This window comes from Aeromonas sp. MR19, assembly GCF_963899305.1.
Taxonomy (GTDB): Bacteria; Pseudomonadota; Gammaproteobacteria; order Enterobacterales; family Aeromonadaceae; genus Aeromonas; species Aeromonas bestiarum.
Window position 1 is genome coordinate 53,196 of record NZ_CAWQWZ010000004.1, and the last position, 22,714, is coordinate 75,909.

At 59.4% G+C, this 22,714-nt stretch carries 23 protein-coding genes; 13 read left to right on the forward strand and 10 right to left on the reverse strand.

Features of this window, described 5'->3' with window-relative positions:
* Window position 1 precedes the first annotated feature (1 nt).
* The 4 genes from trkA to def form a co-directional block, all read right to left on the reverse strand.
* Window positions 2-1,378 (reverse strand): Trk system potassium transporter TrkA, encoded by a 1,377-nt coding sequence (gene trkA, locus AACQ95_RS02370; protein WP_043136504.1) that lies wholly within the window; start codon window positions 1,376-1,378, stop codon window positions 2-4.
* Window positions 1,379-1,535: 157 nt separating this feature from the next.
* The gene (gene rsmB / locus AACQ95_RS02375) at window positions 1,536-2,828 is read right to left on the reverse strand and encodes a 16S rRNA (cytosine(967)-C(5))-methyltransferase RsmB (RefSeq protein ID WP_241280490.1); all 1,293 of its coding nucleotides are present in this window, start codon (window positions 2,826-2,828) and stop codon (window positions 1,536-1,538) included.
* A gap of 45 nt (window positions 2,829-2,873) precedes the next feature.
* The gene (gene fmt, locus AACQ95_RS02380) at window positions 2,874-3,818 is read right to left on the reverse strand and encodes a methionyl-tRNA formyltransferase (RefSeq protein ID WP_241280491.1); all 945 of its coding nucleotides are present in this window, start codon (window positions 3,816-3,818) and stop codon (window positions 2,874-2,876) included.
* 12 nt (window positions 3,819-3,830) lie between these two features.
* Complete coding sequence (gene def / locus AACQ95_RS02385; RefSeq protein WP_042866891.1) at window positions 3,831-4,343, reverse strand: peptide deformylase; 513 nt, start codon at window positions 4,341-4,343, stop codon at window positions 3,831-3,833.
* Window positions 4,344-4,451: 108 nt separating this feature from the next.
* On the opposite strand from def, the gene AACQ95_RS02390 reads away from it, so the two are divergent.
* From AACQ95_RS02390 to AACQ95_RS02430, 9 genes are all read left to right on the forward strand, one after another.
* Window positions 4,452-5,540: a LysM peptidoglycan-binding domain-containing protein gene (locus AACQ95_RS02390; RefSeq protein ID WP_043554584.1), complete on the forward strand. Its 1,089-nt coding sequence runs from the start codon at window positions 4,452-4,454 to the stop codon at window positions 5,538-5,540.
* A 1-nt stretch (window position 5,541) separates the two neighbouring features.
* Window positions 5,542-6,657 carry a DNA-processing protein DprA gene (gene dprA / locus AACQ95_RS02395; protein ID WP_241280492.1) on the forward strand — a complete coding sequence of 372 codons (1,116 nt, stop codon included), beginning with the start codon at window positions 5,542-5,544 and terminating at the stop codon, window positions 6,655-6,657.
* Entirely contained in the window at window positions 6,650-7,123 is a 474-nt protein-coding gene (locus tag AACQ95_RS02400) for a DUF494 family protein (RefSeq protein ID WP_043136489.1), read from the forward strand. The genes dprA and AACQ95_RS02400 overlap by 8 nt, the downstream gene beginning before the upstream one ends.
* 55 nt (window positions 7,124-7,178) lie before the next feature.
* Window positions 7,179-7,736, forward strand: coding sequence for a DNA topoisomerase family protein (locus AACQ95_RS02405; RefSeq protein WP_241280493.1), 558 nt, complete (start codon window positions 7,179-7,181; stop codon window positions 7,734-7,736).
* 74 nt (window positions 7,737-7,810) lie between these two features.
* The gene (gene purE, locus AACQ95_RS02410; protein ID WP_043136483.1) at window positions 7,811-8,317 is read left to right on the forward strand and encodes a 5-(carboxyamino)imidazole ribonucleotide mutase; all 507 of its coding nucleotides are present in this window, start codon (window positions 7,811-7,813) and stop codon (window positions 8,315-8,317) included.
* A gap of 134 nt (window positions 8,318-8,451) precedes the next feature.
* A complete protein-coding gene (locus AACQ95_RS02415) occupies window positions 8,452-9,012 on the forward strand; it encodes an L-threonylcarbamoyladenylate synthase (RefSeq protein ID WP_241280494.1) in 561 nt (186 codons plus the stop codon).
* A gap of 111 nt (window positions 9,013-9,123) precedes the next feature.
* A complete protein-coding gene (gene hemF, locus AACQ95_RS02420; protein WP_241280495.1) occupies window positions 9,124-10,032 on the forward strand; it encodes an oxygen-dependent coproporphyrinogen oxidase in 909 nt (302 codons plus the stop codon).
* Between the two features lie 103 nt (window positions 10,033-10,135).
* On the forward strand, window positions 10,136-10,957 hold the full coding sequence (gene aroE / locus AACQ95_RS02425) for a shikimate dehydrogenase (RefSeq protein ID WP_241280496.1): 822 nt from the start codon (window positions 10,136-10,138) through the stop codon (window positions 10,955-10,957).
* Window positions 10,954-11,214, forward strand: coding sequence for a DUF1488 family protein (locus AACQ95_RS02430; RefSeq protein WP_098981036.1), 261 nt, complete (start codon window positions 10,954-10,956; stop codon window positions 11,212-11,214). The genes aroE and AACQ95_RS02430 overlap by 4 nt, the downstream gene beginning before the upstream one ends.
* A 792-nt stretch (window positions 11,215-12,006) precedes the next feature.
* Here AACQ95_RS02430 and yihA read toward each other — a convergent pair.
* On the reverse strand, window positions 12,007-12,660 hold the full coding sequence (yihA, locus tag AACQ95_RS02435) for a ribosome biogenesis GTP-binding protein YihA/YsxC (RefSeq protein ID WP_042033919.1): 654 nt from the start codon (window positions 12,658-12,660) through the stop codon (window positions 12,007-12,009).
* A gap of 142 nt (window positions 12,661-12,802) precedes the next feature.
* On the opposite strand from yihA, the gene AACQ95_RS02440 reads away from it, so the two are divergent.
* The 4 genes from AACQ95_RS02440 to hemN all read left to right on the forward strand — a co-directional run bounded on the left by AACQ95_RS02440 (window position 12,803) and on the right by hemN (window position 16,679).
* Complete coding sequence (locus AACQ95_RS02440) at window positions 12,803-13,420, forward strand: c-type cytochrome (RefSeq protein WP_043136470.1); 618 nt, start codon at window positions 12,803-12,805, stop codon at window positions 13,418-13,420.
* Between the two features lie 827 nt (window positions 13,421-14,247).
* Window positions 14,248-14,826 (forward strand): Der GTPase-activating protein YihI, encoded by a 579-nt coding sequence (gene yihI, locus AACQ95_RS02445; RefSeq protein ID WP_098981034.1) that lies wholly within the window; start codon window positions 14,248-14,250, stop codon window positions 14,824-14,826.
* Between the two features lie 11 nt (window positions 14,827-14,837).
* A complete protein-coding gene (locus tag AACQ95_RS02450; RefSeq protein WP_043136466.1) occupies window positions 14,838-15,278 on the forward strand; it encodes a DUF2489 domain-containing protein in 441 nt (146 codons plus the stop codon).
* Between the two features lie 27 nt (window positions 15,279-15,305).
* The gene (hemN, locus tag AACQ95_RS02455; protein WP_043136463.1) at window positions 15,306-16,679 is read left to right on the forward strand and encodes an oxygen-independent coproporphyrinogen III oxidase; all 1,374 of its coding nucleotides are present in this window, start codon (window positions 15,306-15,308) and stop codon (window positions 16,677-16,679) included.
* 76 nt (window positions 16,680-16,755) lie between these two features.
* Here the strand turns inward: hemN and add are convergent, their stop codons facing one another.
* The 5 genes from add to glnA form a co-directional block, all read right to left on the reverse strand.
* Entirely contained in the window at window positions 16,756-17,757 is a 1,002-nt protein-coding gene (add, locus tag AACQ95_RS02460) for an adenosine deaminase (RefSeq protein ID WP_241280497.1), read from the reverse strand.
* Window positions 17,758-17,898: 141 nt separating this feature from the next.
* Window positions 17,899-19,317: a nitrogen regulation protein NR(I) gene (glnG, locus tag AACQ95_RS02465; RefSeq protein WP_043136458.1), complete on the reverse strand. Its 1,419-nt coding sequence runs from the start codon at window positions 19,315-19,317 to the stop codon at window positions 17,899-17,901.
* A 9-nt stretch (window positions 19,318-19,326) separates the two neighbouring features.
* The gene (glnL, locus tag AACQ95_RS02470; protein WP_241280498.1) at window positions 19,327-20,382 is read right to left on the reverse strand and encodes a nitrogen regulation protein NR(II); all 1,056 of its coding nucleotides are present in this window, start codon (window positions 20,380-20,382) and stop codon (window positions 19,327-19,329) included.
* Window positions 20,383-20,462: 80 nt separating this feature from the next.
* On the reverse strand, window positions 20,463-21,041 hold the full coding sequence (locus AACQ95_RS02475) for a DUF4124 domain-containing protein (protein WP_098981030.1): 579 nt from the start codon (window positions 21,039-21,041) through the stop codon (window positions 20,463-20,465).
* Between the two features lie 91 nt (window positions 21,042-21,132).
* Entirely contained in the window at window positions 21,133-22,542 is a 1,410-nt protein-coding gene (gene glnA / locus AACQ95_RS02480; protein ID WP_042866924.1) for a glutamate--ammonia ligase, read from the reverse strand.
* Between the last annotated feature and the right edge of the window lie 172 nt (window positions 22,543-22,714).

Sequence of the window (22,714 nt, forward strand, 5' to 3'; positions counted from 1 at the left end):
ATTACAGGAAGAAAGGACTTGGCTGGAACAGCCGTTCCACTTCCGGTATGTACTTCTTGTCCACCAGGAACATCACCACGTGGTCATCCTGCTGGATCCGGGTGCGATCGTGGGCAATCAGCACCTCATCACCGCGCACTATGGCGCCGATTGTGGTGCCGGGCGGCAGCTTGAGCTCGCCGACCGTTTTGCCGACCACCTTGGAGGTGTTCTCGTCACCGTGGGCTATGGCCTCGATGGCCTCGGCCGCACCACGGCGCAGGCTGTAGACGTTGGCGATGTCAGCCCGGCGCACGTGGGTCAGCAGGGCCGAAATGGTGGCCTGCTGGGGCGAGATGGCGATGTCGATGGAGCCGCCCTGCACCAGATCCACGTAGGCGCTGCGCTGGATCAGCACCATTGTCTTCTTGGCGCCCATCTTCTTGGCGAGCAGGGCCGACATTATGTTGGCCTCGTCCTCGTTGGTCACGGCGATGAAGACGTCAATCTGGTCTATGTGCTCCTCCGCCAGCAGCTCCTGATCCGCCGCGTCGCCGCAGAAGACGATGGTGTTCTCCAGCACCTCGGAGAGCTGCTCCGCCCGCTTCTGGTTGCGCTCGATAAGCTTGACGCTGTAGCGCTTCTCCAGCTGGCGGGCGAGGCCGGCGCCTATGTTGCCGCCGCCGACGATCATGATGCGTCGGTAGGGGCTCTCGAGGCGCTGCAGCTCCGACATCACGGCCCGGATATGGCCCGCCGCCGCCACGAAGAACACCTCGTCATCCGCCTCTATGATGGTGGTGCCTTGCGGGCGGATGGAGCGCCCCTGACGGAAGATGGCGGCGACCCGGGTCTCTATGTTGGGCATGTGATCCCGCAGGGTGGAGAGCGCATTGCCCACCAGGGGGCCACCGTAGTAGGCCTTGACCGCCACCAGACCCACCTTGCCACCGGCAAAGTCCACCACCTGCAGCGCACCCGGATACTCGATGAGGCGACGCACATAGTCGGTCACCAGCTGTTCGGGGGCGATCAGGTGATCCACAGGCACGGATTCCGGCAGGAACAGGCGATCCCGCTCCACCAGATAGGCGGGGGAGCGAATGCGCGCCACCTTGTTCGGGGTGTTGAACAGGGAGTAGGCCACCTGGCAGGCGATCATGTTGGTCTCGTCGCTGTTGGTGACCGCGACCAGCATGTCCGCATCCTGGGCGCCCGCTTCGCGCAGCACCTTGGGGTGGGCGCCGTGGCCGTTCACCACCCGCAGGTCGAACTTGTCCTGCAGCTCCCGCAGCCGGTCGCTGTCGGTATCGACTATGGTGATGTCGTTGTTCTCGCCGGCCAGGTTTTCGGCCAGGGTGCCACCGACCTGGCCAGCGCCCAGAATGATGATCTTCATAGGGACCCCTCAGGGAACGAGGATGCGTTGCAACGGATGGCAATCTGGTCAGGGTCAGTCGTCAACATGATGATTCTCATAGGGAAAGCTTGCTCGATGTTGCGCAATCATGGGTGCCGTCAAGCGGCACCCGTCATCTTCATGGCCATTGCTCTGCTTACCGCTTGATCAGCTTGGCATAGTAGAAGCCATCCATCTCGGCTTCGCCCGGCAGGAACTGGCGGCCCGGACACGCCGGCGTGTCCTGTTCGTGCAGCGGCACCAGGGTGGCATCCGGGGTGGCAGCCAGGAAGGCGCGGATCTGTTCGCGGTTCTCTTCCGGCAGCACTGAGCAGGTGGCGTAGAGCAGAGTACCGCCGCTTTTCAGTTTCGACCAGAGAGCGATCAGAATACGGCGCTGCAGCTCTGCCAGCTCGCGGATGTCCTGATCCCGGCGCAGCCACTTGATGTCGGGGTGGCGGCGGATGACGCCGGTGGCGGAGCAGGGGGCATCCAGCAGGATGCGATCGAACTGACCCTTGGGCCACCAGAGTTCCGGGGTGCTGGCATCACCGTGGATCACCTCGGCCTTGAGGCCGATGCGATCCAGGTTCTCCTGCACTCGCTTGAGGCGATGTTCGTCGGCATCGACGGCCACCACGCCGGCCAGCTTGGGCTGACGCTCAAGCAGGTGAGCCGTCTTGCCACCGGGGGCGGCGCAGGCATCGAGCACCCATTCGCCCGGTTGCGGGTCTAACAGTCGGGTTGCTTGCTGGGCAGCACCGTCTTGTACCGAGCAGTCGCCTGCCTCGAAGCCGGGCAGCTTGGTCACGTCGCAAGGGCGTTCCAGCAGGATGCAATCTTCCCCTTCCTCACCGGCCACCGCATTGATGCCTACTTCGGCCATGCGGGCCAGCATCTGCTCGCGGCTCTGGCGCTGGCTGTTGTTGCGGATCCACATGGGCGGGCGCTGGTTGTTGGCCTCCATGATGAATTCCCAATCTTCGGGATAGGCCTGGCGCAGGCGTTTGGTGAGCCACTCAGGATGACCGAGGCGAATGCTGGGAACGCGGTCGATGCGCAGCAAGATGACTTCGGCGCTGCGCTGGAAGTTGCGCAGCACACCATTGATGAGGCCGCGCAAGGAGGTGCCCTTGAGCAGCTTGACGGCGTTGACTGTCTCGGCCACGGCGGCGTGGGCCGGAATGCGGGTGTAGATGAGCTGATAGAGACCGACCAGGATCAGATAGTGGAAGATGCGGCTCTTGTTCTTGAGCGGCTTGTCCATCATCTCGTTGACCGCCGCATCGAGGCGGGGCAGCCAGCGCAGGGTGCCGTAGCAGAGTTCTTGCAGGAGGGCGCGATCGCGGGGCGCAACCTTCTCCTGGGCAGCAGGCAGAACAGCGGAGAGGGATTGACCCTGATCCAGCACCTGTTGAATAACGAGAGCGGCCTGTGCACGTGTTTTCATAATGTTACCTTAGATGCGCAAGTCGGGGCCTGGGCCCCGCTTGGTTCAATTCAATTGCGTGCCGGGTTCAAACCAGTCGCGGCGAGAGTTGAGCAGATCCGAGACGGACATGGCTTTCTTGCCGGGCGGTTGCAGAGTGAGCAGGCGCAGCACGCCCTTGCCGGTGGCGATGTCGATCCCCTGCTTGTCGGCCTTGAGCAGGGTGCCGGCGTTCTGGCCATGGTCGCTGTCGATGACGGCGGCTTGCCATACCTTGATGGTCTGGTCAGCCACTTCAAACCAGCTGATGGGCCAGGGGTTGAACGAGCGTATGCAGCGTTCGATGGCGACGGCCTCCATGGCCCAGTCGATGCGGGCCTCTTCCTTGGAGAGCTTCTCGGCGTAGTTGGCCAGCGCATCATCTTGCGCCTCGGCAGCGGTTTCACCGGCGGCCATGGCATCGAGGGTGTCGACCAGTGCCTGCGGGCCCAGCTCGGCCAGCTTGTCATACAGGCTGGCCGAGGTCTCATCGGCGGCGATAGGGCAGCTCACCTTGCGGATCATGGCGCCGGTATCCAGCCCCACGTCCATCTGCATTATGGTGACGCCGGTTTCGCTATCACCCGCCCAGATGGAGCGCTGGATCGGGGCGGCACCGCGCCAGCGCGGCAGCAGGGAGCCATGGACGTTGATGCAGCCGAGGCGCGGTGTATCGAGCACCACCTTGGGCAGGATCAGGCCGTAGGCAACCACCACCATGAGATCGGCGCCAAGGGTAGCCAGTTCTGCCTGCGCCTCTTCCTTGCGCAGGGAGGCGGGTTGGTAGACCGGCAGATCATGGGCAAGGGCCAGCTCCTTGACCGGGCTGGCGGTGAGCTTCTGGCCACGGCCGGCCGGTTTGTCTGGCTGGGTGTAAACGGCAACGACCTCGTGGTCGGAAGACAACAACGCCGCCAGGTGACGGGCGGCGAAGTCGGGAGTACCGGCAAAAATCAGTTTCAGCTTGTTCAATGGGGCAGATCCTCAGAGGATTTTGCGGTCTTCACGGGCCATCTTTTCCAGCTTCTGGCGAATGCGCTGGCGCTTGAGCGGGGACAAGTAGTCCACAAACAGCTTGCCGACCAGATGATCCATCTCATGCTGTATGCAGATGGCGAGCAGATCGTCTGTTTCCAGCTCGAATGGCTTGCCGTTGCGATCCAGCGCGCGCACCTTGACCCACTCGGCGCGTGGCACCAGAGCGCGGTGCTCGGGCACTGAGAGGCAACCCTCTTCGATGCCGGTGCTGCCGGATTGCTCGAGGATCTCGGGGTTGATCAATACCAGAGGATCTTCACGGTTTTCAGAGACATCGATCACTATGATGCGCTGATGAATGTCGACCTGAGTGGCGGCAAGGCCTATGCCTTCCTCCGCGTACATGGTTTCGAACATATCATCTACAATGTGTTGTAACTCGGGTGTAAAGGTCTCGACAGGGGCTGCGACAGTGCGCAGACGTTCATCGGGAAAACGCAATACATCTAGAATGGCCATAGTTTTTTCTTTAGTTTCGTATAAATGCAGTCAATATTGGCGTAATTCTAGTCATTTACGCCGACAAAAAACAGCAACACTTTGCGTGCAGAAGTAACAGGGAGTGTTATGTATCTGAAGCAAACCATCCTCGCCTGCCTGCTGGCCACTTTGAGCCAGGGTGCCTTGGCCGATCAGTTGAAATTGAAAGCGGGTTATCCCGAGCGTTATGTCGTGCAAAAAGGCGACACCCTCTGGGATATTTCGGGCCAGTATCTGGCAGAGCCCTGGCTCTGGCCCCGGCTGTGGAACATCAATCCCCAGATTGCCAATCCGCACTGGATCTACCCCGGTGACGTGCTGCATCTGAGCTGGGTCAACGGCGAGCCTCGGCTCGGCAAGGCGACACAGGGGGGCAAGCCGGTAGTCCATCTCTCGCCCAAGAGCCGCTACGAGAACAAGGCCAATCCGGTCCCGACGCTGCCGCTCAGCGAAATAGGCCCCTTCCTGCAAACCGACCACATTCTGGCCGACAACCAGCAAGCGAAGAAGCTGCCCTATGTGCTCGGCAACAACGAGGCCCACATCGGCATGCTGGAGGGCGACACCCTCTATGTGCAGGGATCGCTGACGCCAGGTCAGGACTACGGCATCTATCATCCGGGCATGGTTTACAAGGACAAACAAACCGGCGAGCTGCTGGGGCAGGAGGCGGTCTTTGTCGGCACGGCCAGAGCCGAGGAGCGGCTGCCGGATGATCGCACCCGGGTCACCCTCAGTCACAATCAGCGAGAGGTGTATCAGGGGGACAAGGTGATGCCTTTCCCGCCGCAGGAAACGCTCTCCGCCGTGTTCACCCCGAAGGCAGCGCCCGTGATTTCACCGGGCTACATAGTCGATCTGCCGAGCAAGGCCCGTGGCGGTGGCAAGTTTGATGTCGTGCTAATCAACCGGGGGCTGCGGGATCAGCTTGCCCCCGGCGATGTGCTGGAGATCCGGCGCCCCGGTGCCAAGCTGGTGAGTAAGAACGGCAAGGTATCGTACAAGGAGTACTCTTCTGTCTACAACAAGGCCTTCTACTCGGCCGGCAAGCCCCCCTTGCCCTCGGAGGCGGTGGCCAGGGTGATGTTGTTCAAGGTGTACGACAAGCTGAGCTACGGCCTCATCATGCAGAGCCAGGACATGGTCAGCTCCGGCTATCAGGTCAGTAACTTCTAACGTGCCACCTCCACTCGGGCGGGTCTCGTTGTGGCTGACGCTGGATGCCGTCACCGGTATCGGCCCAGTCACCGCCGCCCGTCTGCTTGCCCACTTCGGTGGCGATATCGCCGCCCTGTTTGAGAGTGATGATGGTCGTTTGCGGGCGCTTGGTCTGCACTCGGCCCAGATACGGCAGCTAAGATGGCCACTGCCTTCGGTTGAGCAGGGGCTGAGCTGGGCCACCGAGCCTGGCAATCGCCTGCTCTGCCCCGATGATCCCGCCTATCCTGACCTGTTGAAAGAGATCCCCGCCGCCCCCTTGCTGCTCTACTGTCGTGGCAATCTTGCCGCCTTGTCTGTTCCACAGCTGGCGATGGTCGGTACGCGCCACCCCACCTATGCCGGCAAGGACAATGCCGCGCGCCTGTGTGCGGAACTGGTGGCGTATGGTCTGGCGATCACCTCGGGACTCGCGCTCGGTATCGATGGTGTCTGTCATCAGCAGACCCTGGCGACTGGTGGTATCACGCTCGCCGTGCTGGGCTCCGGCCTCGACTGCCTCTACCCCAAGCGTCATCAGGGGCTGGCTGGCCAGATCCTGGAGAACGCGGGTGTGCTCATCTCCGAGCTGGCGCCGGACAAGGGGCCGCTCGCCGAACATTTCCCTCGTCGCAATCGCATCATCAGCGGCCTGGCGCTCGGAACCCTGGTGGTGGAGGCGGCCGAACAGAGTGGCTCACTCATCACGGCCCGCTACGCGCTGGAGCAGGGGCGTGAGGTATTTGCCGTTCCCGGTGCGCCGCAGAATGTGCAGGCGCTGGGCTGCAACAAATTAATCCAGCAGGGGGCCAAACTTGTATTGAGCGCGGCCGATATAGTGGAAGAGCTTCCCGGATTGGTCAGCCTGGTACGGAAATCGGCTGGATTGCCTGAGCAACGGCATAATAGCGAATTGCCTTATGCCGATTTGTTGGATAACGTAGATTATGAGACCACGAGCGTGGATACCGTCGCCGAACGGGCCCAGCTTCCTGTCGAAGTGGCATTGGGCAGGTTGGTAGAGCTGGAGCTTTCCGGTGCAGTGATGGCGGTAGCCGGTGGATACGTCAGAGCGAGGAGGGCGAATCATGTTTGATGTATTGATGTACCTTTTCGAGACCTACATCCACAGCGATGCAGATGTAATGGTCGAGCAGGATGAACTCACCGACGAGCTGAGCCGGGCCGGTTTCGATAAAGACGAGATCGAGAAGGCGCTCGACTGGCTGGAGCGACTGGCCAACCTGCACGATAGCGAGCGGGAGGTGTACGTCACCGCCAGCGCGCAAGGCTCGATGCGTATCTATGCCCCGCAAGAGCTGGCTCGCCTCAGCACCGAATGCCGTGGCTTCCTGTTGTTCCTGGAACAGGCTCAGGTACTGAATGCCGAAACCCGCGAGATATGCATCGAGCGTCTGCTCGAGCTGGACAAGCCGGATATCGAGCTGGACGATTTGAAGTGGGTCGTCATGATGGTGCTGTTCAACGTACCGGGCAGTGAAAATGCCTACCAGCAGATGGAAGAGCTGGTGTTTGATGAGTCAGACGGCGTCATTCACTGACAGTCCGGTGCCGCGCTGGTAGAATTCAGGCCATCTGGATTTCAAGGCGCGGCCCATGTCAAAAATCGATCATCATCTCTTTTCTGCCCACGAACAGGCGTTCGAGCGAGAGCCGTGCCCGGAGTGTGGTGCCGAGCTGGTGATCCGACAGGGCAAGCATGGCCCCTTTCTGGGCTGCTCCGCCTATCCCACCTGTGACTATATCCGTTCTCTGACGCCATCCGGCCGCGACATCGAGAAAGTGCTCGAAGGTTCGGCCTGCCCGGATTGCGGCCAGCCGCTGGCGATCAAGAAGGGGCGTTACGGTCTGTTTGTGGGTTGCACCCAGTATCCGGCCTGCCAGCACATCGAATCCCTGCAGGAAAGCGACGATACCCAGATCCTCTGTCCCGAGTGTGGCAAGGGTCATCTGGTGAGTCGCACCTCCCGCTATGGCAAGCAGTTTTACTCCTGCGATGGGTATCCCCATTGTAAATATGTGGTTAACGACAAGCCGATCCCCATGCCTTGTCCCGAATGTGGCTGGGGCATCATGGTAGAGAAGAAAGTGAGGGGAAATCTGAGGTGGATCTGCCCGCAAAAGAAATGCGGCCATCAAAGTGAGCAGGTATAATCCCGCCGCCGTAACCAAATTGAAACGTTTTCGGCGAACTTCAACCCCCCACTTGGAGTAAGGAAATTCCCACCATGAATAAACCCTTTGTTGCCGTATTGATGGGCTCTGATTCTGATTTTCCCGTGATGCAATCTACCCTTGAAGTCCTCAAGTCGTTTGATATCACAGTGGAGGTCAAGGTTACCTCTGCGCACCGTACCCCGGCTGCGACTCATCAGTATGTGACCGATGCCGAGGCCCGTGGCTGCAAGGTCTTTATCTGTGCTGCCGGTTTGGCGGCTCACCTGGCCGGTGCCGTTGCCGGCATCACCACCCGTCCCGTGATCGGGGTGCCCATCGATGGCGGCCCGCTCAAGGGACTGGATGCGCTGCTCTCTACCGTGCAGATGCCGGGCGGGGTGCCAGTAGCAACCGTGGCGATCGGCAAGGCCGGCGCCAAGAACGCAGGCTATCTGGCGGCTCAGATGCTGGCGGTCGGAAATGATGAGCTGGCGGCCAAGGTACGTGCCGAACGCCAGAAGAATGCCGAAGAGGTGATGGCCAAGGATGCCGCCCTGCAGGCTCAACTGCTCAAGTAAGTGATAAAGCGGCAACCAGCCGGACATGTTCGCGCTTTATAACAGGACGCGCGGATGTGTACCGGCGGTTGTCGCTCTAACAGGTTCAATCCAAATAAGTGATGAGGCGGCAGCCTGGCTGCCGCATTTTTTCTATGCCCAACGAATTTGAACAAGCGGTTGCCGCCCTCCACAGTGAAGGGGTGATCGCTTATGCCACCGAGGCCGTGTTTGGTCTGGGTTGTGATCCCGACTCAGAATTGGCGGTGCAGCGTCTGCTGGCCATCAAGCAGCGTCCGGTGGAGAAAGGCTTGATCCTGATCGCCGCCGATCTGGCGCAACTGCAGGAATATATCGATGTGAGCCAGCTCAGCGCCGAGCAGCTGGCCCTGGTCGAGGCCAGCTGGCCCGGCCCCTTCACCTGGATCATGCCCGCTCGAGCCGCGACGCCGACCTGGCTGACCGGTCAGTTCGACACCCTGGCTGTGCGGGTGACGGCCCATCCTCAGGTGCAGGCCCTGTGCCGCGCCTTCGGCAAGCCACTGGTCTCCACCAGTGCCAACCTGACCGGCGAGGAGCCTGCCCGTCGGCTAGCCGAGATCGGTGAGGCGCTGGCCAGCCAGCTGGCCTATGTCCTGCCCGGCGAGGTCGGGGGCCAGGCCAATCCTTCCGAGATCAAGGACGCCAGAACCGGCGCCATCATTCGCCCCTCCTGAGTGGGGCGGGCTGACCCTTTTTTACCGCAATGCACATGGGCCTTGAGCCCTGGGTGTGACATCACAATAAAGTGGACAGGGCGTTCAAGATCCTGCCTGACTGGAGACAAGATGAGCAAACCGGACGTGGCCCAGGTCAAGGCCTTCCTGTTGCAGTTGCAGGACGAGATCTGCCGTGGCCTGGAGCAGGCCGATGGTGCCGGGCACTTTGTGGAAGATGCCTGGTGCCGCGAGGGTGGCGGCGGTGGTCGTACCCGAGTGTTGCGCCATGGCGCCGTGATCGAACAGGGAGGCGTCAACTTCTCCCACGTCTATGGCGATGCCATGCCTGCCTCGGCGACGGCCCACAGGCCCGAGCTGGCAGGTCGCAAGTTCGAGGCCATGGGGGTGTCGCTGGTGATCCACCCGCACAACCCCCATGTGCCGACCAGCCACGCCAACGTCCGTTTCTTCATCGCCGAGAAAGAGGGCGAAGAGCCCATCTGGTGGTTTGGCGGCGGTTTCGACCTGACCCCGTTTTATCCGTTTGCCGAGGATGTGCAGCACTGGCACCGGGTATCGCACGACCTCTGCCAACCCTTTGGCGAGCAGGTCTATCCCGAGTTCAAGTCCTGGTGCGATCGCTACTTCTTCCTCAAGCATCGCAACGAGACGCGCGGTGTGGGCGGCCTCTTCTTCGATGACCTGAATCGCTGGCCGTTTGCGGATTGTTTTGCCTTCATGCAGGCGGTCGGCAAGGGCTATCTCGATGCCTACCTGCCGATTGTCGAGCGGCGCAAGGCCCAGCCCTATGGCGAGCGGGAGCGGGAGTTCCAGCTCTATCGCCGTGGTCGTTATGTGGAGTTCAATCTGGTCTACGACAGGGGCACCCTGTTCGGCCTGCAGACCGGCGGACGTACCGAGTCGATCCTGATGTCCATGCCACCACTGGCCCGCTGGGAGTATGACTGGCAGCCGGAAGCGGGCAGTCCGGAGGCCTTGCTCTACACTGACTACCTCACGCCACGAGAGTGGCTGTGACCAGAGGGGCCATCATGGCCCCTTTTTACTGGCCGATATTCGGCTTGTTCCCGCGCGAGAAAACCCGTTAAATCGGAATATTGCCCTCTGATGGAACTCCTTGATGGATCGTTATCTGGTTTTTGGCCACCCAGTGCGCCACAGCAAATCCCCCTTTATCCACACCCTGTTTGCCAGGCAGACCCAGCAAGAGCTGGAATATGGTCTGGCCGAACCCGCCATCGATGAGTTTGCCACGACCCTGCGCGCCTTCTTCGCACAAGGGGGCAAGGGGTGCAATGTCACTGTCCCTTTCAAGGAGCAGGCCTTCGCGCTGGTCGACAGGTTGAGCCCGAGGGCCAGGCTGGCTGGGGCGGTCAATACCATCAAGCTGACCGACGATGGTGTACTGCTGGGGGACAATACCGATGGTGCCGGTCTGGTGGCGGATCTCAAGGCCCACGGCGTGACCCTGACGGGCGGCCGGATCCTGCTGCTGGGCGCAGGGGGGGCCGCCCGTGGTGCCCTGGCGCCCTTGCTGGCCGAACATCCGGCCGAACTGGTGATTGCCAACCGTACCCACGCCAAGGCGGAGCAACTGGCGGCTGAGTTTCACGATCTGGGGGTTGTCACGGCCCAGCGTTATGAGCTGCTGGAGGGGGTGTTCGATCTCATCATCAATTCCACTTCCGCCAGCCTGCAAGGAGAGCTGCCACCCCTCGCCCCTGCGCTGATCCACGCCGATATTGCCATCTACGACATGATGTATGGTGCCTCGGATACTCCCTTCATCGGCTGGGCCAGACAGCAGGGGGCCCGCCAGATCATGGATGGGCTGGGCATGCTGGTCGAGCAGGCGGCGGAGGCCTTTACCGTGTGGCGCGGAATCCGGCCAGGGACTAAACAGGTATTGAGAGAACTGAAACGAAATCTGGGGACCCTATGAACCAAGGCATTCTGTTTCCCGAGCTGGCGGACTGGCAAGCGCACGAACAGCGGATCCATTTCCCGGCCCAGCAGAGAGGGGCTCTGGTCGATTGTTACATCAGTCGCCGGCGTCTGGAAAAGATGACTGGTCTTTCCCTCGTCAGGGAGGAGGACATACTGCGCGCCTTCGAGAGTGTGCGCTTCGACATCGAAGATATGGCAGAGAAACTCATTGAAGAACAAGAGTTTGCAGAAGATGGCGCCATCTATCTCTAAGTTTTTTTAGTTTTTTCTCAAAGCAGCGGAACTTGTGTGGAATGCCGCTGACTAACTAGATAGTTGAGGAAGTGCTAGCTAGTCACCTTTATAACTCCCCGGTATTCGTACTGGGGATTTTTTTATCTATATGAAAAACAAAGTGTTTTTTGTAATTCATTTTTCATGAAACTAAATTACATAAATTACTTTCACTTTCTGCTGCTTTGCTATACAGTTAGCAACGTAGGGTACAGAGGTAAGATGTTCTATCTTTCAGACCTTTTATTTCACGTAATTGAATGTGGCTGAATAGCAGCCCCGATGAGCATTCGTCGGGGTGTTTTTTTATGCGCTGTGTTTAGAGTAAATGCTTTAATGTGGCCAGATATTTGTTAGAATGAAGGGGCTTCTTGAGGAAAACCAGTTGTCTTTGTTCTCAAGATTTAGCTTCTTCCCAATTTTTGAACTGATTGTTTCAGGCCGATACTGCACCAGTGGTACCGGCCTCATTTTTGTCCCTTCCTGCCGCCTTCATGTAATAAAATTTCATTTTCGTACTTATTGAGTGATGTGCCTTCAATTCGACGGCAGAAATCTGAAAACGTTGCCATGGGGATGAAAAGTTAATTAATAATGGTAATTAACTTTTCATCCCATTGTTAAAAAAGGCTTTTATCAAATTTTCTTGAGGAGGAGTATAGGCGGGGATCGAGGGTTGGCGGGACGTCATCAAACTGAAAGTCTTTCAATCAGCGGAGGGTCAACTCCGCCAATTGCAAGGAGGGGATAGCAGTATGATGGAGGAATGCATTATTCCTCGATCTGCTCTTGCTCATCACCTTCGGCGATCTCGTCCGCCCCAGCCAGGTACCAGCCAGACAGAGTCTGGGCCAGTTTTTCCACCCCGATATTGTTGAGGGAGGAGAAGGCTTCTACCTGGATCTGCGGGCCCAGGTCGGCAATGGCCTGACGAACCTTGATGACCTGATTGTTGCGCGGACCCGGGCTCAGCTTGTCCGCCTTGGTCAGCAGCAGCATGACCGGCAGTTCACGGTGGGAGCTCCACTCCAGCATGTTCATGTCGGTATCTTTGAGCGGGTGACGGATGTCCATCAGGATCACCAGGCCTTTCAATGACTCACGACGCTGCAGGTATTCTGCCAGTGACTTTTGCCACTTGAGCTTCATTTCCAGCGGTACTTGTGCATAACCATAGCCCGGCAGATCGACCAGACGCTTGCCCGGTTCCAGTTCAAACAGGTTGATCAGCTGGGTGCGGCCCGGTGTTTTACTGGTGCGAGCCAGGTTCTTGTGCTTGGTTAAGGTGTTCAATGCAGATGACTTACCGGCATTGGAACGACCGGCAAACGCAATCTCGACACCCCCATCATTTGGCAGGTGACGGATGTCGGGTGCGCTGGTCACAAAATGCACCTTATTGAAATTCAGAGTTTGTGTATCCAACGTAAATTCCCCATAGAGATAGAGGGTTATAGAGTTACTTTTTTGTGAAATCGTGTAAAATGGCGTCGCTTAAACGCGTTTATTTTAACATGCCTTCAGCGGCATGGGATCTGGAAGCCTAATAACGAGAAGTTGGAACGCCATGAAGAACCTAGTCATTACTCTTGCTCTGATGGTTGGCGTAACGGGGATGGCACAAGCCAAGGGCGATGCCGCTGCGGGACAATCCAAGGCTGCCGTGTGTGCGGCTTGTCATGGACCGGACGGAAACAGCCTTGTCGATATGTATCCCAAGATTGCTGGTCAGCACGCATCATATATCAAAAAGCAATTAGTTGAACTGAAGGCTGCAGCTTCTGGCCAAATTGGTCGAGTTGCGCCCATCATGGGGCCTATGGCGCTTCCCCTGTCCGACCAGGACATGGAAGACCTTGCTGCCTACTTCTCCAGCCAGAAGGTAACACCGATTGCGGTGCCTGATGACGCTGTAGCAGCGGGTAAAGCGCTCTATATGGGTGGTGACATGAGCCGTGGTCTGGCTGCTTGTACCGCTTGTCACGGTCCGCGGGGCTCGGGTGTCGAGCAGGCCAAATATCCGAGCCTGTCCGGCCAGCATCCTGCTTATATCAAGGCCCAGCTCACCGCGTTTCGTGCGGCGGCCCGTGAGAACGACCCGAACAGCATGATGCGGGACGTTGCCAAGAAGCTGACCGATCAGGATATAGAAGCCTTGTCCAAATACGTGGCCGGTTTGCACTGAAAACGCATTATGATGTACCCCATTGATATTAACGAGGAGCCACCGGCTCCTCGTTTCTTTTTGGCCTTTAACTCCATTTAGCCAATTTTTTCTCGTATTGTTGTAAGAGATCCCCCATTCATTGGCCTGGCCAGGGCTTAAACATTTTTCAAAAAATTTTTAGTAATTCATTAATTTCAATATGTTAAATGACAATAAGCAATTTATATCCGTTTGAAAACGTTCTTGGTGGATTGAGTCGTTTTATTAAGTTGATACAGTGGATGCATGGAGTAGCCCACGAGGCGATTCACGACCGGGATGTTGTGAAGACAGGATGTCGATGCGGCGGGATGCCACAGGACCACGCAAGTGACAGGCAAGGGATTGAAATACCAGGATGGTGACTGCTCAGGAAGAGCGGGGCTGCGGGATGCAACCACCCCAGAGTGATGGCCGGAGGCCGTCTCCATGGGTCAAGCAAGCACACGCACATTCAGGAACGACCATTAAGGTCAGGACGACCATATACAAAGATATGATGCGCAGAGGTATCACCAGGGACAGGGTGATTTGCAGCCAGGGATGGGACTCGCATAAACATATCGAGGCAGCTTCGGCTGCCTTTTTTCTTTTGGGTCATTAACCCGATTAGCCATTCTGTGTCAAAATACCAGCAACATGCCCAGAGGATACCGATCCTGCGGTGTTCAGAGGCCAGAAATGGTCGGGTTGGTGCAGGATCCCGCTCTTGTTTCTGATCCACTGTCCCCCGTGTCAGTATCCTCCCCGGATGGTCTCATCCCGGGTGCGGCTTCAATCCAGTTATTTGTCGGAGTCAGTCATTCATGTCGGCTAAACAACCCAACCGCAAGCCTACCGGTAAGCGCAAAGAATCAGATGCCAGTGCCCTGGAAGGCCGTGAGCGCAAACGCGCCGCCAAGCGTAAGGGCTTGAAGGCGGGCTCCCGCCAGCAGGCAGAACAGTCCAGCAACAAGAATGGCAAGCAGGCCAAGGATCCGCGTATCGGTTCCCGCAAGCCCATCGCGCTGATCGTGGAAGAGAAGAGCGGCAAGCCGGTTGCGCCCAAGCCGGTGAAAGAGAAGAAGCTGGTAATGACGCCCGAGCAGGAGCTGGCGGCCATCGAGAATGATGATCGCCTGAACGATCTGCTGGATCGCCTCGATGCCGGCGAGACCCTGGAAGCGGCCGAGCAGATCTGGGTTGACCAGCGTGTCGATCGCTATCAGGAGCTGATGGATGAGCTTGGCATCATAGACAACGATGATGACGAAGACGACGATGGCTCCTTCGACGATGCCGGCTATGACGAGCCGAGCCAGCCCGCCTCCGAAGAGGAGCTGTGGGATCGCTTCACCCAGGTTGACTATCAGCCAGAGCCCAAGCCTGAGCCGAAGAAAAAGTGATGAGTGGATGGATGCTGGCCGCCCTGTTGGGCGGCCTGATTTTGCTGGGGCTGGCCTGGTATGCCGGTACCCTGCTGGCCCGTCTCAAGCGCCAGCGTGATATGCAGATGCAGGCCGTTGCGGCCCGCAATGAGCGTATCCTCGACAGCGTGCGGGTGATTGCCCATGCGGTGCGGGACGGTCAGTGCGATTACTCCGAAGGCGCCATCCGGCTGACCAATTTGCTGGATGCCTTGCAGATCCAGGGCGGTCGGGCCTTTGCCAGTGAATTTCCGGGTTTGTACAGTCTCTATGAGAAGGTGAAAGAGATGCCGACTCATGAGGCGAGACGGGCCCTCAAGCGCAATGAAGTAATGAAGATGGATCTCGAACGCAGTGGCTATGAGGCCGAGCTGGAGGCGCAGATCCTCAAGGATGTGGCCCAACTGAAGGATTTTCAGTTAAGCCGGTGAGCCGATAACAAAAAAGAGGAAGCAAGCGTGCAAGCAGAACAGATTGTGTGGGATCAGGCCCTGATCGAAAAATATAACTACAGCGGCCCGCGCTACACCTCCTATCCCACTGCGCTGGAGTTCAACGAGCGCTTCGGCTATCCGGACTTCGTGCACGCCGCAGGCCAGTATCCGGCGCGCAACCTGTCTCTCTACGTGCACATCCCTTTTTGTCACAAGCTCTGCTACTACTGCGGCTGCAACAAGGTGATCACCCGTCATCAGCACAAGGCCGATCAGTACCTCGACTATCTCGAGCAGGAGATCAAGGCCCAGGCCCCCCTGTTCAAACACCGGCTGGTGACCCAGCTGCACTGGGGCGGCGGCACGCCAACCTATCTTGACGAAGCCCAGACCCGCCGTCTGATGGCAATGCTGCGGGAGCACTTCCAGTTCGCGGACGAAGGCGAGATCAGCATCGAAGTGGATCCGCGGGAGATCGAGCTCACCATGCTGGATGTGCTGCGTGAAGTGGGGTTCAACCGCATCAGCCTCGGCGTGCAGGACTTCAACAAGGCAGTGCAGGTCGCGGTCAATCGTGAGCAGGACAACGACTTTATCCGCGCCATGCTGGAGCGTGCTCGCGAACTGGGCTTTCGCTCCACCAACCTGGATCTCATCTACGGCCTGCCGCACCAGAATCGCGACAGCTTCCACCATACCCTGGAAGAGGTACTCAAGACGGATCCGGCCCGCCTTTCCATCTTCAACTATGCCCATCTGCCGAGCCGTTTCGCCGCCCAGCACAAGCTGAAAGAGGAAGACATGCCGGCCCCTCGGGAGAAGCTGGCCATGCTGCAGGACACCATCGCCTTCCTCACCGGTCAGGGTTACCAGTTCATCGGCATGGATCACTTCGCCAAGCCCGATGACGAGCTGGCGGTGGCCCAGCGCGAGGGCAAGCTGCACCGCAACTTCCAGGGCTACACCACCCAGGGGGATTGTGATCTGCTGGGGCTGGGGGTCTCCTCCATCAGCATGATCGGCGACGCCTATTCCCAGAACCAGAAAGAGCTCAAGGCCTATTACGCCCAGGTGGAAACGCTCGGCCATGCCCAGTGGAAGGGGTGCTCCCTCAACCAGGACGACCTGATCCGCCGCGAGGTGATCAAGCGCCTTATCTGTGACTTCAGCCTGAACTTCGCCGCCGTCGAACAGGCTCATGGCCTGGTCTTCAGTGAGTACTTCGCCGACGATCTCAAGCTGTTGCAGACCTTTGTCGACGACGGTCTGGTACGCATGACCGAAGAGGGACTGGAGGTGGTCTCCACCGGCCAGCTGCTCATTCGCAACATCTGCATGTGTTTCGATGTCTATCTTCGCAACAAGGCGCGCCAGCAGCAGTTCTCCCGGGTGATCTGAACCGGCAGCCCGGCGCTGAAGATAAAAAAACCGCCTCTCGGCGGTTTTTTTATTGGGTAAGCAAGCGGTTCAAGGCTCAGCGGCTGGCGGCGCGGGCGCTCAGCTCGGCTTTCTCGCCATCGCTCAGGAAGGCCAGGGTCAGGCCGTTTTGCTGGGCGGTGCGGATCTCGATCGCCGTCATGCCGGCGGCCGGGGCGGCCACCTCATATTCGTGGGGCAGGTCTATGCCTTCGACCGCAGGATCGTCCGTGTTGAGGCAGGCCAGCACGCCGGCAGCCAGGAACTGGCGGATCGGGTGCTCGGTCAGGCTCGCCACCGTTGTGGTCTGCAGGTTGGAGGTGAGGCAGGATTCGATGCCGATGCGGTGCTCCGCCAGATAGGCCATCAGACGGGGATCCTGGATCGCCTTGACGCCGTGGCCGATACGCTCGGCGCCCAGATCGCGGATGGCTTGCCACATGCTCTCGGGGCCGGCGGCTTCGCCGGCGTGCACTGTCACGCGCATGCCCGCATCGCGCACCTTGCGAAAGTGCTCGGTGAACAGCTCGCCCGGGAAGCCCAGCTCGTCGCCAGCCAGATCGACGGCAACCAGCTTGTCGCGGTGGGCCAGACAGGCCTCCAGTTCGATGCGGCACTGCCCGGTGCCGAAGGTGCGGCTCATGATGCCGATAAGGTTGGTCTTGATGCCAAAGTCGCGGCAGCCGGCAGCCACACCGTCTATGATGGCCTCCACCACGCCTTGCGGGTGCAGCTTGTGGGCCATGGCCATGTAGGCCGGGCTGAAGCGCAATTCGGCGTAGTCGATGCCGGCGCGCAGCAGATCTTCCACGTTTTCGTAGGCGACCCGGCGGCAGGCGTCGTAATCGGCCAGCACGGCCACGCCCCAGTCCAGTTTCTTCAGGAAGGCGACCAGACTCGGCTCATTCTCGACGATCTGCACGTGGGGGCGCAGCGCCTCCAGTTCATCGGCGGGCAGCTGGATATTGTGCTGACGTCCCAGCTCGAGGATGGTCTGCGGACGAATGTTGCCGTCCAGATGGCGGTGCAGGTCGGTCAGGGGGAGAGATCTGTCAATCATGGTGACGCCTTCTTCGAGTCGGGTTTGAAAGCCTGCCATTCTAGGCAGGGCTCTCAAAAAAGATACCCCGTTTGAAATCAAACGGGGTCTTATTGGTCAGTGATTTGCGAAGGCGTGATGGGAATCGTTTTTCCCGAGGACTCAGGAGAGGTCGAGTTCCTTCAGCTTGCGAGTCAGGGTGTTGCGACCCCAGCCGAGCAGGCGGGCGGCCTCTTGTTTGTGGCCATGGGTGTGATCCAGTGCGGTCTCCAGCATGATCCGCTCGAACTGGGGCAGGGCATCGGCCAGGATGTCGGTCTCCCCCAGCGCCAGCTTGCTGGCGACCCAATCCTGCAACTGCTGCTGCCAGCCACCGGTCAGGGCCGGCTGGCCCGGCTCGGCCGCGCTGGTGATGGGGGTCAGCAGCTCGGCGGGCAGATCCCCGACCAGCACCTCCTGGCCAGAGGCCATCACGGTCAGCCAGCGGCAGACGTTCTCCAGCTGGCGCACGTTGCCCGGCCAGGGCAGGCGGCTGATATAGGCCTGGGTGTCCGGGTGCAGGCTCTTGGCCTCCACGTTCAGCTCCTTGGCGGCGCGCAACAGAAAGTGCTGGGCCAGCTGGGGTATGTCTTCACGGCGCTCCTTAAGGGCCGGAATGTGGATGCGGATGACGTTGAGGCGGTGGAACAGATCTTCCCGGAATTCGCCGTCGGCGACCCGCCTCTCCAGATTCTGGTGGGTGGCAGCGATGATCCGCACGTCCACCTGCACCGGTTGATGGCCACCGACCCGGTAGAACTGGCCATCGGCCAGCACCCGCAGCAAGCGGGTCTGCACATCCAGCGGCATGTCGCCTATTTCGTCGAGAAACAGGGTGCCACCGTCGGCCTGTTCGAAGCGGCCGTGACGTATGTTGTTGGCGCCGGTGAAGGCGCCTTTCTCATGGCCGAACAGCTCGGATTCGATGAGATCTTTCGGGATGGCCGCCATGTTGAGGGCGATGAAGTTCTTGTGGGCGCGCGGGCTGTGCTTGTGCAGCGCGTGGGCGACCAGCTCCTTGCCGGTGCCGCTCTGGCCGTTGATCAGCACAGAGATGCTGGAGCGTGACAGTCGGCCTATGGCGCGGAACACCTCCTGCATCGCCGGCGCCTCGCCGATGATCTCGGGGGTGGCGGTGGCTTCTTGCTGACGAGACTTGCGCTTGGTGCGCTGCTCTTTCAGGTGATTCTCGGCGCGGCGCACCAGGGTGACCGCCTCGTCGATGTCGAACGGCTTGGGCAGGTACTCGAAGGCGCCGCGCTGGTAAGCGTTGACCGCGCTGTCCAGGTCCGAGTGGGCCGTCATTATGATGATGGGCAGATCGGCCTGGCGGCGGTGGATCTGCTCCAGCAGGCTGAGGCCGTCTATGCCGGGCATGCGAATATCGGAGAGGATCACATCCGGCGATCGCATCTCGAGCGAGCTCAGTAGGGCCTCGCCGTCGGCGAAGCTCTCGCACTCGAAGCCTTCGCTGCCGAGGGTGCGTTCCAGCACCCAGCGGATAGAACTGTCGTCATCGACGATCCACACTTTTGCTGTCATGACGTTCCCTTATTTGCGAAGCGGTAGAAAGATGGTGAATTCGGTGTGGCCTGGCCAGCTGATGCAGTCGATGCGCCCCTTGTGCTGATCGATCAGGTTCTGGGCGATGGAGAGGCCGAGCCCGGTGCCTCCCTCCTTGCCGGTGATCATGGGGTAGAAGAGGGTATCGCGGATGGCATCGGGAATGCCGGGGCCGTTGTCGATGATCTTGATCTCGGCCGCCAGCCGGTAGCGCTGGCCGTGGATGGTGATCTGGAAGGCGGTGCGGGTCTTGATGCGGATGAGCCCGGTTTGCTCGCCTATGGCCTCGGCGGCGTTGCGCACCATGTTGAGAAACGCCTGCTGCAGCTGATCCGGCTCCATCTCGAATTCCGGAATGCTGGGATCATAATCCCGTTCTATGCGGACCGTCGGCGGCAGCTCCAGCTCCACCAGGCGGCGTACCTGTTCCAGCACTGAGTGGACATTGTGCAGCTGGTGACGACCCGGATGTTGTGGACCGAGCAGGCGATCGACCAGCACTCGCAGCCGGTCGGCCTGCTCTATGATGATGCCGGTGTATTCACGCAAGGCCGGATCCGGCAGCTCTTTTTGCAACAGTTGGGCCGCGCCGCGCAGGCCGCCCAGCGGGTTCTTGATCTCGTGGGCCAGACCACGCACCAATTCCTTGGCCGCCTGCTGCTGGGCATGTTGTTGCAACTCCTGGCTGATCTTCTTCTGCTGATCGATCTTGCGCAGCTCCACCACCATCAAGCGTTGTTCATGGTCGGCGAGCGGGCTCACGCTCATCTCCACCAGTCTGGGTTCTCCTTCCACCACCAGGGTCACTTCGCTATCGGTGAAGCCCTGCCCCGAGGTGAGGCACTGCTTGAGGCGTTGCAGATCGAGGGAGATGTGTTCCAGCAGATGGGGCAGCTCGATCCCGATCAGCCGGCGCTGGCTGAGGGAGAGCAGTTGTTCGGCCGCCGGGTTGACGAACTGGATGCAGAGCCGCTCATCCATCAGGATGACGGCGGTCAGCAAGTTATCGAGCAGTATCTTGGCTTGATCCGGGCGGGTTGGCACAGGTTTCTCCCTAAAACGGTGCTATACACCAGTAATGCACCAACGTGGTGCATTTAGTCTACCCGTATCGATGCACAGGATCACCCCTTGTTGGGGAGCGGGGTCACTTTTGGTGCCGGATTGAGGCTGGCTCGGTGCAGGTAGAAGGTGACTACCCTGGATTTAGCAAGGATCGTACCGTCTTTGGCCAGCAGCTCGAGTTGGGCCTCGTGCGCACCGCGATCCAGGTTCTCGACCCGAATGGCCAGGCCATTGTTGACTATGGGGGCCGCCTTGCCATCCAGCGTCAGGCGCACGTCGTACTGGGTCGGTGCTTTCGGGCTGATCTGGCCCTGGAACACCACGTTGCCCGTGTTGTCGCGCAGCGTGCTGCCCTGTTCTGGTGAGAGCAGTTCGATCACCAGCTTGGCCGCTTCCTTCTCCTTCTTGGCATCGACGCCGGTCAGGCTGTTGAAGTTCTCCACCTGTACCGAGCGCGGCGAGCTGCCAATGAGAGGGGCAACCCGCAGATCCACTTCTTTGGCCTGCTGGCCGGGGGGAGGGGCATCCGTGTAGTGGACGACACCCTTGCTGTCTGTCCAGGAGTACACCTTGGCGGCCTGGGCCCCCATGCTCGCCAGCAGCAGACTCAGTGCCCATACGGGGTATGTGTTTCTCATCCATCTCTCCTTGACGGGATTTTGCTTAATCCTATCAGAGAAAAAACCCGCCTGTTGGCGGGTTTGGTCAAGTTCTGAGCTGTGGTCCGGATTAAACGGAGTAGTACAGTTCAAACTCCAGCGGGTGCGGGGTCATGCGCACGCGGTCAACATCCTGCTGTTTCAGTTCCAGGTAGGAGTTGATGAAGTCATCGCTGAACACGCCACCGCGGGTCAGGAACTCGCGATCGCTGTCCAGTGCGGCCAGCGCTTCGTCCAGAGAGCCGGCAACGGTCGGCACTTCGGCGGCTTCTTCCGGCGGCAGGTCATACAAGTTCTTGTCCATGGCATCGCCCGGATGGATCTTGTTGATGATGCCATCCAGACCGGCCATCAGCTGGGCTGCGAACGCCAGGTAGGGGTTGGCTGCCGGATCCGGGAAGCGTACTTCGATGCGGCGAGCTTTCGGGCTCGGCACTACCGGGATACGGATGGAGGCAGAGCGGTTGCGGGCGGAGTAGGCCAGCATGACAGGTGCTTCATAACCCGGTACCAGACGCTTGTAGGAGTTGGTGGTCGGGTTGGCGAAGGCGTTGATGGCCTTGGCGTGCTTGATGATGCCGCCGATGTAGTGCAGTGCCATCTCGGACAGACCGCCGTACAGGTCGCCGGCGAACAGGTTGACGCCGTTCTTGGCCAGGGACTGGTGGCAGTGCATGCCGGAGCCGTTGTCACCGAACATGGGTTTCGGCATGAAGGTGACAGTCTTGTTGTAGGCGTGGGCCACGTTGTGGATCACGTACTTCAGCACCTGCACTTCATCCGCTTTCAGGGTGAGGGTGTTGAAACGGGTCGCGATCTCGTTCTGACCGGCGGTCGCCACTTCGTGGTGGTGAGCTTCAACGACCTGGCCCATCTCTTCCAGCACCAGACACATGGCGGCGCGGATGTCCTGGGAGGAGTCGACCGGTGCAACCGGGAAGTAACCGCCTTTCACGAACGGACGGTGGCCCTTGTTGCCGTGCTCATACTCGGTACCCGAGTTCCAGGCGGCTTCTTCAGATTCGATTTTCACGAAGCTGTGGCCCATGGTGTTCGAGAAGGTGATGTTGTCGAACATGAAGAATTCCGGCTCCGGCCCGAACAGCACGGTGTCAGCGATGCCGCTGGCTTTCAGGAAATCTTCGGCACGCTTGGAGATGGAGCGCGGATCGCGGTCATAACCTTGCATGGTGGCCGGTTCCAGCACATCGCAGACGATGTTCAGGGTGGTCTCTTCGGTGAACGGATCCAGCTTGGCGGAGGCCGCATCCGGCATCAGCACCATGTCAGACTCGTTGATGCCCTTCCAGCCGCCGATGGAGGAGCCATCGAACATCTTGCCGTCTTCGAAGAAGTCTTCGTTGACCTGGTGGGAAGGGATGGATACGTGCTGCTCTTTACCCTTGGTGTCGGTAAAGCGCAGGTCAACAAACTTGACTTCGTGTTCCTGGATCAGGGCCAAAACGTTCTGGGCTGACATGCTAAGTAACCTCCGGTGTTAAAACTCTTAGGGTGAATGCGTCATCACATTCACATAAGCCAGTATCGTGCCAAGTTTGTGACAGCTTGATTTCAGGGCATTTGCGACTATAAGCCTGCCCCAAGACCCGCCATCTCAGCGCGTTACGCCTCAAAGTAGTGCAACAGTGGAT

What these genes read in the sequence shown, in the direction of transcription:
- trkA (WP_043136504.1), bottom strand. Translation starts at nt 1,378, where the DNA reads ATGAAGATCATCATTCTGGGCGCTGGCCAGGTCGGTGGCACCCTGGCC.
- rsmB (WP_241280490.1), bottom strand. Translation starts at nt 2,828, where the DNA reads ATGAAAACACGTGCACAGGCCGCTCTCGTTATTCAACAGGTGCTGGAT.
- def (WP_042866891.1), bottom strand. Translation starts at nt 4,343, where the DNA reads ATGGCCATTCTAGATGTATTGCGTTTTCCCGATGAACGTCTGCGCACT.
- AACQ95_RS02390 (WP_043554584.1), top strand. Translation starts at nt 4,452, where the DNA reads ATGTATCTGAAGCAAACCATCCTCGCCTGCCTGCTGGCCACTTTGAGC.
- AACQ95_RS02400 (WP_043136489.1), top strand. Translation starts at nt 6,650, where the DNA reads ATGTTTGATGTATTGATGTACCTTTTCGAGACCTACATCCACAGCGAT.
- AACQ95_RS02405 (WP_241280493.1), top strand. Translation starts at nt 7,179, where the DNA reads ATGTCAAAAATCGATCATCATCTCTTTTCTGCCCACGAACAGGCGTTC.
- purE (WP_043136483.1), top strand. Translation starts at nt 7,811, where the DNA reads ATGAATAAACCCTTTGTTGCCGTATTGATGGGCTCTGATTCTGATTTT.
- AACQ95_RS02415 (WP_241280494.1), top strand. Translation starts at nt 8,452, where the DNA reads ATGCCCAACGAATTTGAACAAGCGGTTGCCGCCCTCCACAGTGAAGGG.
- hemF (WP_241280495.1), top strand. Translation starts at nt 9,124, where the DNA reads ATGAGCAAACCGGACGTGGCCCAGGTCAAGGCCTTCCTGTTGCAGTTG.
- aroE (WP_241280496.1), top strand. Translation starts at nt 10,136, where the DNA reads ATGGATCGTTATCTGGTTTTTGGCCACCCAGTGCGCCACAGCAAATCC.
- AACQ95_RS02430 (WP_098981036.1), top strand. Translation starts at nt 10,954, where the DNA reads ATGAACCAAGGCATTCTGTTTCCCGAGCTGGCGGACTGGCAAGCGCAC.
- AACQ95_RS02440 (WP_043136470.1), top strand. Translation starts at nt 12,803, where the DNA reads ATGAAGAACCTAGTCATTACTCTTGCTCTGATGGTTGGCGTAACGGGG.
- yihI (WP_098981034.1), top strand. Translation starts at nt 14,248, where the DNA reads ATGTCGGCTAAACAACCCAACCGCAAGCCTACCGGTAAGCGCAAAGAA.
- AACQ95_RS02450 (WP_043136466.1), top strand. Translation starts at nt 14,838, where the DNA reads ATGCTGGCCGCCCTGTTGGGCGGCCTGATTTTGCTGGGGCTGGCCTGG.
- add (WP_241280497.1), bottom strand. Translation starts at nt 17,757, where the DNA reads ATGATTGACAGATCTCTCCCCCTGACCGACCTGCACCGCCATCTGGAC.
- glnG (WP_043136458.1), bottom strand. Translation starts at nt 19,317, where the DNA reads ATGACAGCAAAAGTGTGGATCGTCGATGACGACAGTTCTATCCGCTGG.
- AACQ95_RS02475 (WP_098981030.1), bottom strand. Translation starts at nt 21,041, where the DNA reads ATGAGAAACACATACCCCGTATGGGCACTGAGTCTGCTGCTGGCGAGC.
- glnA (WP_042866924.1), bottom strand. Translation starts at nt 22,542, where the DNA reads ATGTCAGCCCAGAACGTTTTGGCCCTGATCCAGGAACACGAAGTCAAG.